Source organism: Desulfofundulus thermocisternus DSM 10259 (assembly GCF_000686645.1).
GTDB lineage: Bacteria > Bacillota > Desulfotomaculia > Desulfotomaculales > Desulfovirgulaceae > Desulfofundulus > Desulfofundulus australicus.
In genome coordinates this window covers 22,726-38,932 of sequence record NZ_JMLG01000022.1, presented here as the reverse complement: position 1 = coordinate 38,932, position 16,207 = coordinate 22,726, and the positions used below count along the sequence as shown (strand labels likewise).

The 16,207-nt window shown below is 52.8% G+C and carries 20 protein-coding genes; 14 read left to right on the top strand and 6 right to left on the bottom strand.

Translation table 11 applies throughout. The features are described 5' to 3' along the window. Positions 1 to 136: 136 nt before the first annotated feature. The 3 genes from BR83_RS0112065 to BR83_RS15875 form a co-directional block, all read right to left on the bottom strand. Positions 137 to 1,840: an IS200/IS605 family element transposase accessory protein TnpB gene (locus BR83_RS0112065; RefSeq protein ID WP_027357290.1), complete on the bottom strand. Its 1,704-nt coding sequence runs from the start codon at positions 1,838 to 1,840 to the stop codon at positions 137 to 139. Next, on the bottom strand, positions 1,809 to 2,468 hold the full coding sequence (locus tag BR83_RS0112060) for an IS607 family transposase (protein ID WP_027357289.1): 660 nt from the start codon (positions 2,466 to 2,468) through the stop codon (positions 1,809 to 1,811). Before BR83_RS0112060 ends, BR83_RS0112065 begins: the two co-directional genes overlap by 32 nt. A gap of 136 nt (positions 2,469 to 2,604) precedes the next feature. Beyond that, positions 2,605 to 3,045: a nucleotidyltransferase family protein gene (locus BR83_RS15875; RefSeq protein WP_051618205.1), complete on the bottom strand. Its 441-nt coding sequence runs from the start codon at positions 3,043 to 3,045 to the stop codon at positions 2,605 to 2,607. Between the two features lie 222 nt (positions 3,046 to 3,267). On the opposite strand from BR83_RS15875, the gene BR83_RS0112050 reads away from it, so the two are divergent. From BR83_RS0112050 to BR83_RS0112015, 9 genes are all read left to right on the top strand, one after another. Beyond that, a complete protein-coding gene (locus BR83_RS0112050; RefSeq protein WP_034635326.1) occupies positions 3,268 to 3,513 on the top strand; it encodes a FeoA family protein in 246 nt (81 codons plus the stop codon). 152 nt (positions 3,514 to 3,665) lie between these two features. After that, the gene (locus BR83_RS17830; protein ID WP_084327238.1) at positions 3,666 to 3,776 is read left to right on the top strand and encodes a FeoA domain-containing protein; all 111 of its coding nucleotides are present in this window, start codon (positions 3,666 to 3,668) and stop codon (positions 3,774 to 3,776) included. Between the two features lie 15 nt (positions 3,777 to 3,791). Next, positions 3,792 to 4,544, top strand: coding sequence for a FeoB small GTPase domain-containing protein (locus tag BR83_RS17920; protein WP_456072968.1), 753 nt, complete (start codon positions 3,792 to 3,794; stop codon positions 4,542 to 4,544). Then, positions 4,532 to 5,848, top strand: a complete 1,317-nt coding sequence (feoB, locus tag BR83_RS17915; RefSeq protein ID WP_456072967.1) for a ferrous iron transport protein B — start codon at positions 4,532 to 4,534, stop codon at positions 5,846 to 5,848. The genes BR83_RS17920 and feoB overlap by 13 nt, the downstream gene beginning before the upstream one ends. Before the next feature lie 215 nt (positions 5,849 to 6,063). After that, the gene (locus BR83_RS0112035) at positions 6,064 to 9,027 is read left to right on the top strand and encodes an S-layer homology domain-containing protein (RefSeq protein WP_027357287.1); all 2,964 of its coding nucleotides are present in this window, start codon (positions 6,064 to 6,066) and stop codon (positions 9,025 to 9,027) included. Between the two features lie 26 nt (positions 9,028 to 9,053). Further along, a complete protein-coding gene (locus BR83_RS17210; protein ID WP_157833017.1) occupies positions 9,054 to 9,215 on the top strand; it encodes a hypothetical protein in 162 nt (53 codons plus the stop codon). Positions 9,216 to 9,231: 16 nt separating this feature from the next. Further along, positions 9,232 to 9,534 (top strand): DUF2325 domain-containing protein, encoded by a 303-nt coding sequence (locus tag BR83_RS0112025; RefSeq protein ID WP_027357286.1) that lies wholly within the window; start codon positions 9,232 to 9,234, stop codon positions 9,532 to 9,534. Then, positions 9,521 to 10,129, top strand: coding sequence for an HD-GYP domain-containing protein (locus BR83_RS0112020; RefSeq protein WP_027357285.1), 609 nt, complete (start codon positions 9,521 to 9,523; stop codon positions 10,127 to 10,129). The genes BR83_RS0112025 and BR83_RS0112020 overlap by 14 nt, the downstream gene beginning before the upstream one ends. A 164-nt stretch (positions 10,130 to 10,293) precedes the next feature. Then, on the top strand, positions 10,294 to 10,815 hold the full coding sequence (locus tag BR83_RS0112015) for a hypothetical protein (protein WP_034635341.1): 522 nt from the start codon (positions 10,294 to 10,296) through the stop codon (positions 10,813 to 10,815). A 34-nt stretch (positions 10,816 to 10,849) separates the two neighbouring features. Here BR83_RS0112015 and BR83_RS15860 read toward each other — a convergent pair whose 3' ends face one another. Further along, the gene (locus BR83_RS15860) at positions 10,850 to 11,245 is read right to left on the bottom strand and encodes a HEPN domain-containing protein (protein WP_034635324.1); all 396 of its coding nucleotides are present in this window, start codon (positions 11,243 to 11,245) and stop codon (positions 10,850 to 10,852) included. Beyond that, on the bottom strand, positions 11,242 to 11,580 hold the full coding sequence (locus BR83_RS0112005; RefSeq protein ID WP_013823231.1) for a nucleotidyltransferase domain-containing protein: 339 nt from the start codon (positions 11,578 to 11,580) through the stop codon (positions 11,242 to 11,244). The genes BR83_RS15860 and BR83_RS0112005 overlap by 4 nt, the downstream gene beginning before the upstream one ends. A 450-nt stretch (positions 11,581 to 12,030) precedes the next feature. On the opposite strand from BR83_RS0112005, the gene BR83_RS0111995 reads away from it, so the two are divergent. Genes BR83_RS0111995 through BR83_RS15855 form a run of 5 tightly spaced genes read left to right on the top strand, consistent with a single transcriptional unit; the run spans position 12,031 to position 15,728 of the window. After that, entirely contained in the window at positions 12,031 to 12,639 is a 609-nt protein-coding gene (locus tag BR83_RS0111995) for a class I SAM-dependent methyltransferase (protein ID WP_027357282.1), read from the top strand. 31 nt (positions 12,640 to 12,670) lie between these two features. Then, entirely contained in the window at positions 12,671 to 13,516 is an 846-nt protein-coding gene (locus BR83_RS0111990; RefSeq protein WP_027357281.1) for a metal ABC transporter substrate-binding protein, read from the top strand. Between the two features lies 1 nt (position 13,517). Continuing rightward, positions 13,518 to 14,297: a metal ABC transporter ATP-binding protein gene (locus BR83_RS0111985; protein WP_114679221.1), complete on the top strand. Its 780-nt coding sequence runs from the start codon at positions 13,518 to 13,520 to the stop codon at positions 14,295 to 14,297. Between the two features lie 8 nt (positions 14,298 to 14,305). After that, a complete protein-coding gene (locus tag BR83_RS0111980) occupies positions 14,306 to 15,166 on the top strand; it encodes a metal ABC transporter permease (RefSeq protein ID WP_027357279.1) in 861 nt (286 codons plus the stop codon). 37 nt (positions 15,167 to 15,203) lie between these two features. Next, a complete protein-coding gene (locus tag BR83_RS15855) occupies positions 15,204 to 15,728 on the top strand; it encodes a GGDEF domain-containing protein (RefSeq protein ID WP_051618203.1) in 525 nt (174 codons plus the stop codon). A gap of 139 nt (positions 15,729 to 15,867) precedes the next feature. Here the strand turns inward: BR83_RS15855 and BR83_RS0111970 are convergent, their stop codons facing one another. Continuing rightward, positions 15,868 to 16,158: a PG0541 family transporter-associated protein gene (locus BR83_RS0111970; RefSeq protein ID WP_027357278.1), complete on the bottom strand. Its 291-nt coding sequence runs from the start codon at positions 16,156 to 16,158 to the stop codon at positions 15,868 to 15,870. Positions 16,159 to 16,207 lie beyond the last annotated feature (49 nt).

Sequence of the window (16,207 nt, the reverse complement as noted above, 5' to 3'; positions counted from 1 at the left end):
AACAGGCACCTCCGGCTTGCACCTTCATCAATGTTGACTATTTCGCGGCCCAGCACTCAAGTTTCTTGAGTGCCGAACGCCCCCCGCAACCTGTTAGGTACGGCCTACCGGTTTGTCCGATACCGGCTAAACGGGGTCACCTACTTGATAAAGCGAGCTGCTTCAACTCGTGCCAGACGGAATAAAACGATTCCTGCTTAAAACGGGTCAACCCGTTGTGAATGAGAATCTTTCCTTCCAGCCGCTTGAAGAGTCGCTTCACCTTTCGGGTCATCCCTCTTCCTTCCCCAGGTAAGGAATCAACCTTCTGGTTCAGCTTCTCTTTGATGACTCGAATCTTTTGCTTCAACTCGCTGGTAATGCACTCTCTGAAGCCTATCGCACGCCGGGCGATAACCAAAGCGGCGGCGTGGTGGACAATTACCCCGTACCGCTCCATGTACTTGTAATAGCCGATGGTGGACGTGTGCGCCGGCCAGACCGGTTCTACTCCAATACCTTCCTTGAATGCCCTCCTCATGACGGCCTCGATTATCTTTTTGAACGGGAAGTTGGCCGCCATGCGGTTGAATTTCCTGTCCGTATCCAGCCGGTCTTTCCCAAAGTCCAGGTCTTCCAAGGCAATGGGCTTACCTAAAAATTTGGCAATGTCCACCACTACCTTGGCCAGTACGCCAATTAAGTATGTGCGCCGGTACCCCCGGCTGTAAGCAAGTTCCGGTATCTTGATGTACAGAAAACCGTTCGGTTGTACTGTCACCTGGAATTCCCCGGCAAATTTGTGCAGGGCCTTCGGATGTGGTACAGTAAATCCTTCCGGCCAGGGTTCCGGTTGGCCGAAATAATTGACGTTGGCTAAAGCCACACCGTCCGGGTTGGTGTCCATCCCTAAGTAGCCCCGGCTGGGACTGGTCACCGGTTCAGGTGCTGTTATGGCAAAGGAAATATGTACCCTGTACCGGCCGTCCCTGCCCCTGATCAGTTCCACAGTGTAGGGTGTGCCCAAAAGAAGCAACTCCCACACCTTCAACCGGTGCTTCTCCGGCAGCCAGAGCTTTCCCTCCACCCGGGGAGCCCTCGTCATTACCGGTCTTCCTCTGCTGTCCGTGCCTGTCTGCTCGGACAGGTGGGAGATGGTCACGGACAAAGCAAATTCTCCGCTGCGGTAGCTTATCTTAATGTTCGGATTGCCGCCCTTGGTTTCGTCTCCCCGGGCGTACAGCCGATCCTGCCGGGCATTTCGCCATTCTTCTTTTGTGGCTCTGCCCCTGCAGGCCCGCTTCCACAGAGAACGGCCGCCAAAAACTACCGTGGGTATGGTGCCGTTATTTTGATGGGTTTTCAGTTCATCCAGCTTCGTCTTCAGTTTTTTGACCCGCGCTTTGCGGCCGTGTACGATGCGTTCGGCTTTCTCGATTTTTACCGGGTCGTTTGCTTCAACCGCTTTACCCAGGTCTTTTTCCGCCCAGCCGAGTTTCTTCCTAGCCCGGGCCAGCTTTGTTTCCGTTTCCTCGATTTCCAGCGCCAGCAGTCCCCTCTGTGATTCAATAATGGCCTTTGCTTTCAATACGGCATCGTCACAAAAACGGGAGTTTATGCCAAATAGCTTCTGGCCTTCTCTTTTAAGCTCTTCACGGGAACGGCCTTCCTGCAGCCGGTTGAACGCCCAACGCTGGCATGAACAAAAAAGGCGCATCTCGGTGGCCAGGGGGTCTTCGCCACCTCGACCCCAACGCAGGCTGCGCCGGGCAGGAAAACTTTCCGGAAACCACTCGCCGCATACGGTGTATTTTATACTTTCATCCGGGTTAATTGTTGCCTTCTTTTTTGGCTTTTTCATCCCGCTCCACTCCCACTATCAGCTCCCGAAACCCCTGCCTAACCCTCCTGCCGCCCCTGGCGCCGTACAAACGGGCCGAAAAGGTCGTGACTATGGCCAAAAGGTCCCGGACCAGCTCGGAATTGACGTCCTCCGGCTCTTTTTCAGCTATGGCGATTATTTCTACGCCGCAGTACCTTAAATGCCGCTCGATATACTCATAACCAAACCGGGCCAGCCGGTCGGGATATTCGATGATGAGCTTCTTATACTCGCCCTGCTCGGCCAGCTTGAGCACGTTCGCTAAACCGCGGCGCTTCTGGTTCAGGCCGCTGGCCACGTCTGTGAACTCCGCCCTGATGGTAAAACCGTTTTCCCGGGCGTACTGCCGCAGCCGTTCGATCTGCCGGTTCAGGTTGCCCGCGTCGGCCTGCTTTTTTGTGGATACCCGGGCGTAAAGCACGACTGCTTCCTGCCCGTCATTCAACTGACCGGACTGCAGGAGCCTGTTGAGTTCGTCCATAGAGTACCGGCGCTGGCCTCCAGGCAAACGAACGGGCTTGATTAAGCCGCGCTTCTCCCAATTGCGCAGGCTGTTGGGATGAACGCCTAATTTTTTTGCCGCTTTGCTGATGGTTAATAGTTCCATAACTTCATGGTAACTATTTTGTTATGTTTTGTCAATATTTGTTGGCCTGTTGGCAACTGCTACAAACCTCCCGCTTTTATTTCCGTAGTGGGGGTTTTTGGTTGTCCTCTTTAGTTTTATTTTTCCAAATCGTTAATTATTTTTTGCAAGAATTGAATAATTGCCATGATACTTTTTTTAAATGCCATCCGAACATCCCTCGCTCATAAATAATCACACCCTGGTTGTATATTTTTTTCTTCAGGGATAACGGGGCTTCTTCCAGCAGGATCACATCCACCTGGAAAGGACGGGCGATATTTTCTGCAGCCGTTAACGCCTTTAAATGATCTTTTTCCTCCAGGCCTTCCAGGGCAATGTCTATATCCGAGAGAGTGGTAAAGTGTCCACCGGTCAGGGAACCGAACAGATAGATCCGGCGTAGCGGGAAAAGAAGCGGAAGTTCTTCCGCCAGCTGCTTTGCTTTTTCCCAGGCTTCTCTTTTACGGGCGGCCAGGGATTTTTCTTCCAGCCTGGCTCGCCTTTTATGGCCTGCCAGATATTCTTCATACTGGGACGACTCATTATACCCGCACATCCTGGACACCTGCCCTTTTACATTTCGCATCTTTCCTATTTTCAAGTTTACACCAGGCGGCAGTAGCTGGCAAGGATTTGCAGATGCAAGGATTGGCTCTGCTCCGAAAAGGGGTTGACAGGGGGGGAGGAATTACCGTATGATAAGCATGAGAATGAAAATCATTATCTTAATCCAATGAGAATGAGACTCATTTACAACATTTCAGGGGGGTGGGAGCTCATGAATGAATCAAGCAGTATTAAATTGCTTGGTGAATTGGCCCAGGGAACAAGGGGCCGGGTCGTACGGATTAATGCTCAAGGTAGTTTGCGCCGACGCATCCTGACTATGGGGCTGGTGCCCGGGGTGGAGATCACTGTTCAAGGCAGGGCGCCGCTGGGCGATCCAGTGGAGATCGTTTTTCGAGGTTTCCGGTTGACTTTGCGAAAAGAAGAGGCAAACGGTGTGGCGGTGGAAGTCTTTTAAAGTCTATCCTTAAGACCAGGGGGTGATTACGGATGAAGCCACTGGGGTTTATGGCCCAGGGGGAAAGTGGGGTGGTCCGGGATGTTGCGGGAGGGGTTGCTTTGCGTGAGAAATTAACCGCTCTCGGTCTTGTACGGTGAAAAGTTATCCGTATGGTTCAGAACAACGGCATTGGCCCGGTAATTGTAGCCCTGGGGGAAGGACGCCTGGCTTTAGGCCGGGGCATGGTACAAAGGATTTTTGTTGATGAGATCACCGGTTAAGGAGGCTTGTTTATCATGGAAGCTGCGCCTAACTTACAACCCGGGGGAATTGTCATTGCCCTGGCAGGTAACCCAAACTCCGGGAAAACCAGTATTTTTAACAACCTGACCGGTGCCCGTCAGCATGTCGGTAACTGGCCGGGGGTAACGGTAGAAAAAAAAGAGGGACGGCTTATTTACGACGGAATTTCACATCAGGTAGTAGACCTGCCGGGCACATACAGCATGGGTGCTTTTTCGGAGGATGAAATAATTGCCCGGAATTATATTTTAAAAGAAAAACCGGATGTCATTATTAACGTGGTAGATGCCTCGAATATAGAACGCAATCTTTATTTAACTGTCCAGTTACTGGAGATGGGTGCCAATGTAGTGGTTGCACTGAATATGATGGATGAGGCCGAAAGTCGCCATATATCTATTGATGTTGCCAGGCTGTCCGAAATTCTGGGTATTCCGGTAATACCTACGGTGGCGACCAGAAAACAGGGAATGAAGGAACTGATAACCGGGGCCCTAAATGCTGCCAGGAACCCAGGGCAACAGCCGCTGAAAATTACATACCAGCGGGAAGTTGAAGAAGAAGTGGCCGCCCTGGAAACAGTTATTGCCAGCCATGCTGGACTGATGAGGGACTACCCTTTACGCTGGCTGGCGGTAAAACTGCTGGAAGAAGATGAGCGCTTTTTAGAAGAGGTACGCAGGTACCCCGGTACCGCCGATCTGCTTGCTCGCCGGGAAAAAGTATCCGCAGGTTGCGGGAATTAACCGGTGAGGAACCGGAAATTCTCCTGGCCGACCAGCGTTATGGCTTTATCGGCGGGCTGGTTAAAGAAACAGTAAAAAGACGTACCGGTGTTGAGCAGAGATTATCCCTTACGGATAAAATTGACCGGATCGTAACCAATCGTTATCTTGGCCTTCCCATTTTCCTGTTCTCCATGTGGGCTGTTTTCCAGTTTACCTTCAAACTGGGAGATCCCATGGTGGGCTGGATCGAAACCTTTTTTAAATGGCTGGGAGAAGTGGTGGGTAAAGGTCTGTCTGCCATCGGTGCTCCTGAAATCATTAATTCTCTGATTGTAGATGGTATTATTGGCGGTGTGGGTGCGGTGCTGGTCTTTATACCCCTGATCTTTTTGCTCTTCCTGGCCATTTCTTTTCTTGAGGACAGTGGTTACATGGCCAGGGCGGCCTATATTATGGACCGTTTCATGCATGCCCTGGGGCTGCACGGAAAATCCTTTATGCCCATGCTTATTGGTTTTGGCTGCAACGTACCGGCAATTCTGGCTACCCGTACCCTGGAAAATAAGCGGGACAGGTTGATTACCATATTAATTAACCCGTTGATGTCCTGCACAGCCCGTCTCCCTGTATATGTGCTATTTGCCGGGGCCTTCTTTGGCGCCCGGCAGGGTCTGGTGGTCTTTTCAATCTACCTTTTGGGAATTGTGCTGGCCATTATCATGGGCAAAGTCTTTCAAACCTTTCTCTTTAAAGGCGAGGCTGCTCCCTTTGTAATGGAGCTTCCACCATACCGCATGCCCACCTTGCGGGGAACACTGATTCACATGTGGGAACGTGGCAGTGCCTTCCTGCGTAAGGCCGGTACAATCATCTTCAGCGTGGTGATCCTGATCTGGCTTCTTTCTGTGCTACCCTGGGGCGTGGAACCCGGCAGCAAGGAAAGCCTGATCGGTCATCTGGGTGCCATTTTTGCCCCCGTCTTTGCCCCTGCCGGGTTTGGTACCTGGGAGGCTGCTGCTGCCCTGATCTTTGGCCTTTTAGCTAAAGAAGTGGTGGTCAGTACTCTCGGTGTCATTTACGGTGTGGGCGAGGAAGCAGAAAGTTTAATTCCCATCATCCAGCAGCACTGGACTCCTCTTTCGGCCTATGCCTTTATGGCCATGTGCCTGATTTACATTCCCTGCGCGGCGACCATCGGCGCCATTAAACGGGAAACAAACTCCTGGAAATGGACGGCCTTTGCCATTGGTTACAGCCTCATCCTGGGATGGCTGGTGGCGGTGATTATCTACCAGGGCGGGCGTCTGCTGGGACTGGGCTAAAAAACTGGTTCAATTATCCCCGTTGGCGGGTGTTTCTCCCGGCTTGGCCGGTTAGCGGGAAAGCCGGGATTTTAAAAAGCCAGCTATTGAGAACGAGTTTCATTCTCTTTGGCAGGAAGAAGAATTGTAAGGGTGTGTTTGGAAGGATGAGCGCGAAACACCAGTCCTTTGGACGTTTTAAGCGCAAAGCTGTATCTTTACCGGGAGGGATGATGATGTTTGTCCGGCAAAAGCGGTTGAAGCGGTTAATAGGAACTTCCTTAATCCTGACGTTGATTCTCTTCTCCTGCTTCTTTGCCTTGCCCTTTCAGTCACTCGCGGCGGCAGAGGTGAAGCCCGGCGTTCTGATCGTCGCGCACGGGACGAATGATCCCGAATGGACCACGCCCGTTTGGGAAGCGGCTTACGAATTGAGAGATAACCTCCCTTATCCGGTAGCCCTTGGGTTTTTGGAAGAAGTAGAGCCGGATATTCCGGCCGCGGTGGAACAACTTAATGCGGCCGGGGTCAACAAAATAGTTGCCGTGCCTCTCTTCATCTCCAGCTACTCCAATCACATCGAGGAGATCAAATACATCCTGGGTTTAAGGGAGGACTTGCCGGGTGAAGAACACGAAGAGCCCCTGGAAAGGGCCAGACCGCAAGGGGAAGTGGTTTTAACGCGGGCCATCGACGACCACCCCTTGCTGGCTGAAGTGCTTGCCGAACAGATTGGGCTTCTGGTTGAAAACGCCGGAAGCGAAATAGGGGTACTGGCCGCGCACGGCAGCGATTCCGAAGAAGGCCAGATCGGCTGGGTTGACAATCTGGCTTCCCTTGGAAAGCAAATCCAGGAACGCCTAGCAACCAAAGGGACGCCGCTGAAAGGTATAAAGTATGGCTTCCTTTTTGAAGGTTTAACCCCTTCTCTGCGGGAGGCCGTTTACGAAGCCATCTATACTGATAGGGCCACCGCCCTTGTTGTTCCAGTGATGGTCAGCGAGGGTCACTTCACCGGGCGTAAGATTCCCGGCATCCTCAAGGAATTTCCGGATGGCGCGTACCGCTACCCGGAGACGGGCCAGCGGGCGCTTCTCACCTTTAAGAAATCTTACGCCAACCGCATTGTGGAATGGCGGGCGGCCAACGAACTGTGGCCGCGGCCGGAGGTGAAAAAGGGCGGGGAAACGACCGTACTAACGCTGGACAAATGCCAGGAAATCGCCCAGGACGCCGGCAAGGGGTACCCTGACTCCGTGCTGGCCTTCCGCCTGGCCGGCGTGGCTCTGCCTGCCTTGTGGCCGGACAGTCCGGTGGTGGCGGATGACCTGATGGTGGTCAGCTTCCTGCCGCCCGAGGATGACAGTAAGCCGATATTCGACTACCTGGCCGGCACGGCTGACGTCAAGTACGTGGGCAACTGGAAAAAGATAACGCTCGCGAGCTCGACCTTTATCTTCACCAACAAGGCCACCGGCGAGACGGTCTTTATTCACATCAGGCCGGACACCTTCGGCGGCGAAGATTTCTTTGACCTGCGCAACAGGGTGATGAACGGCCAGGCCTCTGAAGAGGAACAGGCGGCCTTGAAGGCGCGCCAGGATCTGCTCCTGAAGAACCTTTTAACCAGGCCGGCCGAAACGATTTTCGCCTGGAAAAAGGTTTCTCCCCTTGGCGTTTTCAGCCCGGATGGCGCACTACTGAAGTTTTCCTATGCAGACCTTGCTGTAGAGGAGAACAAGTTGTGCGTGTGCGGTTCGTTCGCCTTTCGGCTACTCGGCGAGGCTTTTGCCATACTTTACGGAGAGAGAATGCCCCAGCAGGGCCGGTTTGAGGTGGTGAGCGGCTGGGCCACAGAAGGGATCGACAATGCACTGCGGTTGGTGGCCGGTGAGGGCAATTACGTTCTCCAGGGGGAAGAGCCTTTCAATGCAGACAACTATTACCTCGCGGTGACCGACAGAGCCACCTCCCGGACGGCTGTCGTTAAGGCAAAACCTCAACTTTTCCCGGAAGACTTCTTTGCCCTGAGGAGTAAGGTGAAGCAGGGCACGGCGACGCCTGATGAAAAGGCGCGCTTCCAGGAACTCAGGCTGCAAGTGATCTGGTCGCTTTTATTTAAGCCCACCGGCGAAATCTTTAGCGTCTACACGTACTCAAAAGGTGGTACCGGCGGTGGAGGCAGCGGAGCGCCGGCGCCATCCGCGGATAGGGTCGAAAAGCCCGTGCAGGCGGGAGTGACCACCGAGGCCGAAGTGCCCGGTAAGGTGAAGGTCGAGGTGCCTGCCGGGGCCGTGAGCGGCGCGAACGACGTGATCAAGGCTGAGGTCGTGGGTAACGAAAAGACTGCGGGCACGGGGATGCCCCTGCTCGGCAGGGTCGTGGACGTCACCCTCAAAAACGGCACCCTGACCGGCAAGATAACCATCACCCTCTACTTCGACAAGAGCAAGCTCGCCAAGGACCAGGAGCCGGCCGCCTTCTACTACGACGAAAAGGTCGGCAGGTGGGTCCGCCTCGAGGGGACCGTTGACCTCGAGAAAGGGACCGTGACGGTGACGGTCGGCCACCTGACGCTCTTTGCCGTCTTCGCCGTAGCCAGGGAGGTGCCGCCGCTCCCAACTCCCACGCCGGTGGTCACCTTTAAGGACATGCAGGGCCACTGGGCGGCCGACGCGGCCGGCAGGCTGGCCGGGATGGGCCTCATCTCCGGCTATCCCGACGGCACCTTCCGTCCCGACAGGGAGGTGACCCGCGCCGAGATCGCGGCCATCATGGTGCGCGCCCTGAAGGTCGCGCCGGGCGGTGAGCAGGAACTGAAGTTCAGGGACAGCGCCAAGATCCCCGCCTGGGCCAGGGGAGCGGTCGCCGCAGCCGTCAGGGAGGGCCTAGTGAAGGGCTACCCGCAGCCGGACGGCACGGCGACCTTTGAGGCTGATCGCCTGGTTTCCCGGGTTGAGATGGCCGCACTCGTGGTAAGGATCCTGGAAAAGAAGATCGGTACCGTAACACCGGCGGAGCTTAAGTTCGCCGACGCCGGTACCATCCCGGGCTGGGCGAATGCGAGCGTAGGCGCTGCCGTAGCGAAGGGGATTGTTGCCGGCTATCCCGACAACACTTTCCGTGCGGAGAAGCCCGTGACGCGGGCGGAAGCTGCGGCGATGGTCCTCCGGCTGCTCGATGCGGTAGGAAACAGGTAAACTGAGAGACGGCAAGGAGGGGAAAAGTGAAGAAGGCGCGTGTACCTCACAATCCGGGAAGGGTTGTTGTTAAATCCTTGCGCAAAGGTCCGTGGCTGATCAACTATCGACTGCAAGGGGGTAAAATTGTCTACCTGTTATGGGCGACCAAAGGATTGGGGTTTCTCAAGAACTGGGGCCAGGAATGATGAAAGGGAATCGACTATGAGCGTATTTATTGTCGGTGGCGACCGGCTGGGGAAAATCCCCCACAACCTCCGTCAACTGGGGTTTGATAGGGTTTACCATTTCAAGGGGCGGAAAAAGATTGCTGTGGGTAAGTTAAACATACCGGAGGAGACCGGCCTGGTCATTGTCTTAACGGACTATGTCAACCATACTGTCGCCAGGATGATTAAAGAACAGGCCAGGGGGAAAAATACTCCGGTGGTATATGCGAAGCGTTCCTGGACCCATATTTACCAGAAACTAGAACTGAGCCAGGCGATAGAAAATGTTAACCCTTAAATCCCGCTTTGATCACATATATCATGATGCCGTGGAATGCCTGGTGGCTGCCCTGGAGGCCCGGGATCCCTATTCCTGCGGGCATTCCCGGCGCGTGGCGGATATGGCGGTAGATCTGGCCCGGCTGGTTGGCTTGAAGGGCAGGGAACTGGAAATGGTACATATTGCGGCTCATTTGCACGATATAGGCAAAATCGGTATTCCGGATCAAATTTTACGCAAGCCGGGCCGGCTTTTACCTCACGAATATGCCATAATTCAGCGCCATCCGGAAATCGGTTACAACATCCTGGTCAAATCGCGGCAACTGAAACGGGTTGCTGTGATGGTCCTGCACCACCACGAGCGCTGGGACGGGAAAGGTTATCCCCGGGGATTAAAGGGGGAGGCCATTCCCCTTGGTTCCCGGATTATTGCGCTGTGTGACGCAGTGGATGCGATGACCTCGGAACGTCCTTACCGCCCGCCGCTGAGCTGGCAGCAGTGCCGGCAGGAAATTGTAGCCGGTAAAGCCGGGCAGTTTGACGCCGTGCTGGTGGAAGCGGCAGAAAAGTTGTGGCCTGTATGGGAGAGAAGATATTGTTATGCAGTGTGACGCATATATTCTCCGGAAAAGGATTTTTGGAAAAAATGTCGAAACTAAACCCAAGGTTTAGAAGGAAGGGATTTTGTGAAGAAAAAGGAAAAGTTGCCTCCAGGATTACCGCTTACTTCCACTACCTGGGAAAGCCTTCGGAAGCTAATTGGGGAGACATGGAGATGGGCAGAAGATTACCGAAATTTTTAAAAGCGGATGTGGAGCGGGGGTTGATCCTGGCCTACTACGAATTGGTGAAAGGTTGTGCGGTTAGCCTGGATCTGCCGGAGCAAAACATCGTGCCGGTGGTGGCTTTTGCCCATAAACCAGGCGAATTATACGGGATGGATTTTTCCAGCACTTATCATTTTGCCGAAAAAGAAAAGTTGTCCACCCGGTTGCGCCGGGTCCGGAAAAAAGTTGAAGGACTCTTACGCTATGCCGATTTTGCGGAAAAACAAATGCAGATGAAATACCAGGTAGCTTACGAGATCTGGTGTTTTATGCCTCCTAACAAATTAGTAACGGAAACCGTGACTAAAGCCGGGGAAGAGGGCTTGCCCGTGGAACTGGTAGGCGTGGAGGAAGTTAATGAGAGGATCAGGCAGGTCGCCCTTCTTGAACCGCTTGATCGGGAAGTGATTTATGAAAATGCTTTTCTATGGGCGGCAAGCCTTTTGCGCCGGGCCGGGGCCTGGAAATAGGAAAGATGCCGGAACAAACCGCGCTTTCTAATGGTCAAAACGAGGAAAGATAAGTGCTTACTTCTTCAATAAAAGCGGAGCATTCTTTTCGGAGTGCCACTATTTCCTCATGTTTAAATTCGCGGAAGTCCTGGTAATCACCTTCGTTTCTGAACTTGAAGGCTTTGGAAAGAGTTTTTCCTGAATTGACGGAGATAATCCCGGTTTTAATAAATTCCTTGTTGAATAAACCAATTACGCCGCTGTGTTTTGCGGAATCAAGCCGTTTGGTTGCAAGCAGAGCCCTGGCAGCGTAAAAAACCGAGAAATAAAGGCGGTTGACGGCACCCTTAAGCTTGCCTTCACGAATTAAGGTATCGGCTTCTTCGGCTGTTTCCCGGGCTCTGTCTAAACGGTATTTAGCCAGTTCCAAATCAAGGTTTTCTTTCATAGCGGCACCCCTTCCTCCCGTGTATTTTGGTAAAAAAGGGTTTTCCGGGTAAGGGGCGCATAGTATTCGTTATGGGAAAAAACCACCGGGGACAAAACAACGTCATAGTCCAGGCTGACTTCAAAAGCGGCGTCCAAAACTAGATCATCTACTTCCGGATGACGGTTTTTTACCACAACAAGAACGTCAATGTCTGAATATGGATCATCATCACCCCGGGCTTTAGAACCAAAAAGCCGGACCTCTTCTAGATTTTGGCGGAGGGTGCTCCGGATAAGCTTACAAAACCGGCTAAGAGCAGCTTTGTCCCGTTTGTTTAGGCGATCCAAAGCCATCAAGAAAACCTCCCTACCGGAAGCTGTTTCGCATCAGGGAATATAGTTATGGAGAAAAAATTTATGGTATTCTATAATTTTACAGTTAAAATGGTTGAATGTCAAAAGAATTTTTATTGACATTTTCTCTATATTGTCTTACAATGGTTTAAACAATAGTTTAGCAAACAAACTATTAGTTCACAACCATAAAAACTGAGGGATATCGGTTTTGCTGAAACTTTAGCCCCGTAACGAAGACGGGATCAGAGCGGACAAGCTGGACCTCAACCGAAAAGGTAATGATACAAAAGGCCACGGAGGCCCCCGGTTTCCTTCCCAGAAAGGGTAAGGAGGGTGCCCGTGGCTTTTGTTTTTTGGGGCTGGTACCCGGGATAAAAAGTGGATCCCCTTCATCCGCAGGTTATTAAAGCCAATTATCGTGGCCGTTAATATGGGAGGTGGAAGTTGATGGCTGATGCACACCGGGATTATTTTAACCAAAAGGCACCCATTTGGGACAATTTATTGACTGGTGAGACATTGGATCGGTTGAAAAAAATCATCGATGAGCTTGCCATCAGACCCGGGAGCTTTATTCTGGACGCAGGTACCGGTACGGGGGTTCTTTTACCTTTTCTTGTTGAAGCGGCCGGTCCGGAAGGTAAAGTGGTGGCGCTGGACATTGCTGAAGAGATGCTGGCCAGAGCCAGGGCGAAAAATCCGGGGAATGTGGAATTTGTACTGGCGGACATAAGCTGTACGCCATTTCAGGAAGATACTTTCGATGAGATCATCTGCAACTCCTGTTTTCCTCATGTTACCGATAAACCCCGTGCGCTGGCGGAAATGGCCCGCATTTTAAAGCCTGGCGGGAGGCTGGTCATCTGCCATTCCATGAGCAGGGAGGCGGTAAACGATTTACACCGGTCGTTAGGGGGGGTGGTTGCCAACGATCTGATTCCCGACGATGATAAAATGCAGGAATTGTGCAGGCAGTGCGGGTTGGTGGAGGTTGAAATTATCAATACAAGGGAGAAATATGTTTTGAAAGCACGTAAACCCATATTGACAAGTTGAGCCGGGATGAAAACGGAGGAGGGTAATCTCATTGAGAAGGGTTTATTCATTCACCACGGCAATTATTCTAGTAATTCTTTTACTTGCTATCTCTGGATGTGCGGTGAAAGATAGTCCGAAGCTAAAAGTTGCTACGGGTACGTCATTGATTGCTGATATTGTCAAAAATGTCGGCGGTGATAAAGTAGAGACCGTGAATATTGTCCCCCCTGCTGCCTGTCCGGGGCATTTTGACCTGAAGCCGGGCGATGTGCAAAAGCTGGCCGAGGCCAGGCTATTTTTGCGCCACGACTGGCAGGGGAAGATGTTTACCAAAGAACTGATAGAATCGGTGCATAATAAGGACCTGCAGGTGGTTGAAGTTGCCGTGGCCGGTAACTGGATGGCACCCCCGGTGCAAAAGGAGGCGGTTACAAAAATTGCCGGAATATTGATGGAAAAAGATCCATCTAACAGGGCTTATTATGAGCAAAATGCCGACCGCCTGGTTTCGCAGATTGAGTCAAAGGGCAAAGAAACCCTGTCCAGGCTTCAGGCTGCCGGCGCAGGCGGCGTGAAGGTACTCTGTTCCGAGATGCAGCAGGGGTTTTTAAAATGGGCCGGTTTTGACGTGGTGGCTACTTATGGCCGGCCGGAGGAGCTTAGCCCGCAGAAAATGCAGGAGCTTATTAACAAAGGGAAACAGGCGGGAGTAAAGCTGGTGGTGGATAACCTGCAGAGCGGCCCGGACGCAGGCAAAGGTATGGCGAAAGAATTGGGGGCGGCACAGGTGACCATCTCCAATTTCCCGGGAGGGTTGCCGCAAACGGATACCTGGAGCGCCGCTCTGGACAAAAATGTGGAGTTGCTTTTGGATGCGCTTAAGGAGGTAGAGTAAAATTAATCTCGCCGGACGGTGGAACAGTATTCCGGAAAATGGGCTGTTCAACGGGGCTGCTCTAATAAAGATAGAAGATGCCGTCGTTTCCTACCGTGAAGATGTAGCTTTACGGGGCGTTTCGCTGTCAGTTAGAAAGGGCGAGCTGGTCGGCATCATCGGGCCGAACGGGGCCGGTAAAACTACCCTTCTCACCCTGGTGAACGGGTTGGGTAAGCTCCTCCAGGGGCGGGTGGAAGTGCTGGGCTACTCGCTTCAAAAGGGCTGCCCGGCCTTTTTGTGCCGGCGGATTGGCTACGTGCCGCAAATTCAGAACATTGATCCCCGGATGCCGGTGAGTGTGCGGGAAGTGGTCATGATGGGGCGCTACGGCCGCCTGGGCCTGCTGCGCCGGCCCGGGCCGGCCGACAGGCGGGTGGTGGACAGCATGTTGCAGCTGGTGGGCATGAGCCACCTTGCCTCTCGCCCCATCGGCCATCTTTCAGGAGGTGAGCAGCAGCGGGTGGCCATTGCCCGTGCCCTGGCCCAGGAGCCGGAGATCCTTCTTTTGGACGAGCCGACCGCGGCCCTGGACCGCCGGGCGCGGGTGGAGATCATGACCCTGGTCAGTGAAATCCACCGCTCCCGCCACCTGACCACCCTGATGGTGACCCACGAGCTAAAAACGGCGGCAGCAGTTTGCGACCGGCTGATTTTAATGAAGGAGGGTCGCATCTGGGCCCAGGGCACGCCCGCGGAAGTACTGCGGGAAGAACTTTTAGACCTTCTGTTCGGTGGTTGAACATAAAAATGGATTTCTCCATTTTTGGTTATCAGTTCATGCAAAATGCCATTCTGGCCGGTCTGCTTGGGGGCGTGGCCTGTTCTCTCATCGGGGTTTTCGTTGTCACGATGAACCTTTCTTTTATCGGGGTGGCCATCTCCCACGCCGCTTTTGCCGGGGCGCTCTGCGGGACCTGGCTGGGTTTTAATCCCCTGGCCGGGGCTTTCCTATTCAGCCTGGTGGCAGCAGCGGTAATCGGGCCGCTGGCCGACCGGGGAGAGTTTAACCCCGATACGCCCATTGGTATTATTTTTTCCATTACGATGGGGATGGCTTTTCTGTTTATGGGCCTTTTGCCTGGCCCGAAAACCCAGGCCCTGGAGCTTTTGTGGGGAAGCATCCTTACGGTGAACGACCGCGACCTGCTTTTGCTGGCTATTGTAGCAGCGGTCGTAGTGAGCCTGGTGGTGCTCTTTTTTAAAGAAATCCAGGCTGTGATTTTTCACCGGGAAGTTGCCCTGGCCGTGGGCATTCCAGCCAGCCTGATTTTTTACGGCCTGCTCTTTTTAACCGGTTCGGTAATTACTGCTTCTTTACGCAGCATTGGCGGCCTGCTTATTTTTAACCTGATCTTAAACCCTGCGGCTGCAGCCTACCAGCTGACTTATAACCTGCGGCTAATGTTTGTTTTGTCTTCCTTCTTCGGTGTTCTTTCCACCTGGGTGGGGCTTTTTCTTTCCTGTTTGTTTGACGTGCCCAGTGGGGCCACCATTGTAATTGTCTCTGCGGTTATCTTTATCATCGCGGCTTCCTTTTCTCCCAAGCGCAAAGTAAAAAAGTGGGAGGAAGAAGTATCGACAGGTCCTGGAAAAGCTCTTTTCAAATAGCCCGTAAAAGAGTACCGGACAAAATCTGGCTGAACGCTTGTCCCGTTTCGATCCGGCAAAAAAGGAGGATATCTTTCCAGGCAGCAAATTTCAGACCAGTGAGCTGGCCGGGATTGCTTCTTCCTTTAACAATATGGCCTTACGGGTACGGGACACTCTGTCTGAACTGGAGCAGAAAGTAAAAGAACTGGAGGAAAAAAACGAACTCCTCCACCAGGCCCGGCGGCGGCTGGAATGGCTGGCCAGCTATGACCCCCTTACAGGCGTTCTAAACCGCAGGTCTTTTATGGAGCGATGTTTGTATTTAATCAGAGAAGCAGGGAGCGAATTTCCCCACGTGGCCGTTTTGATGATGGACGTGGATAATTTTAAAACCATAAATGATTGTTACGGGCATCCGGTGGGCGATATGGTTCTGAAAAAAGTAGGGGAATTGTTGAGACATCAGGTCAGGAAGGATGATCTGGTGGGGCGGTACGGGGGTGATGAATTTGTCCTGTTCTTTCTCGTTAACCAACCGGGAGAATTTAATGTCCTTGCCGGGGTAAGAAGACGGTCCTGATCCGGTGTGTGGAAAATTTGTCTTTTGCAACTGAAGGAAAAACGAACCAGTGGTTCCAACCGGAATTGTGAGGAAGACGTAACCCGGCACTCAGAAGTCTGAGTGCCGGGTGGTTTACTTTTGCGCTTACTCTGGTTTGCTAAATAACCGTTAAAACCGGCAGCACAAAGACCTTAAAGCCTTTACCGTCAAGCCGTAAGGAAAATTTTTTAAGCTCCGCCAGGATCCTTTCTTGATCGTCATCGCCGACTACCGCCGCTACGGCACAGTTGAACCCCGGCCATACCGGATCGTCCAGCTTGGGCTCACTGTTTTCCCCTTTGCCCAGTACCCTGTCCCATTTGGTAAAGCCCGTAACCCCCAGCGAACTGAGCATCTCCATTACGTCCTCGTCAAAATCCGCATCATAGGTAATAAAAAGCAGCTTCATCACCGCACCCCTTTAGAAAACAGAACTTGGCAAAAACCGCAGATCCTCA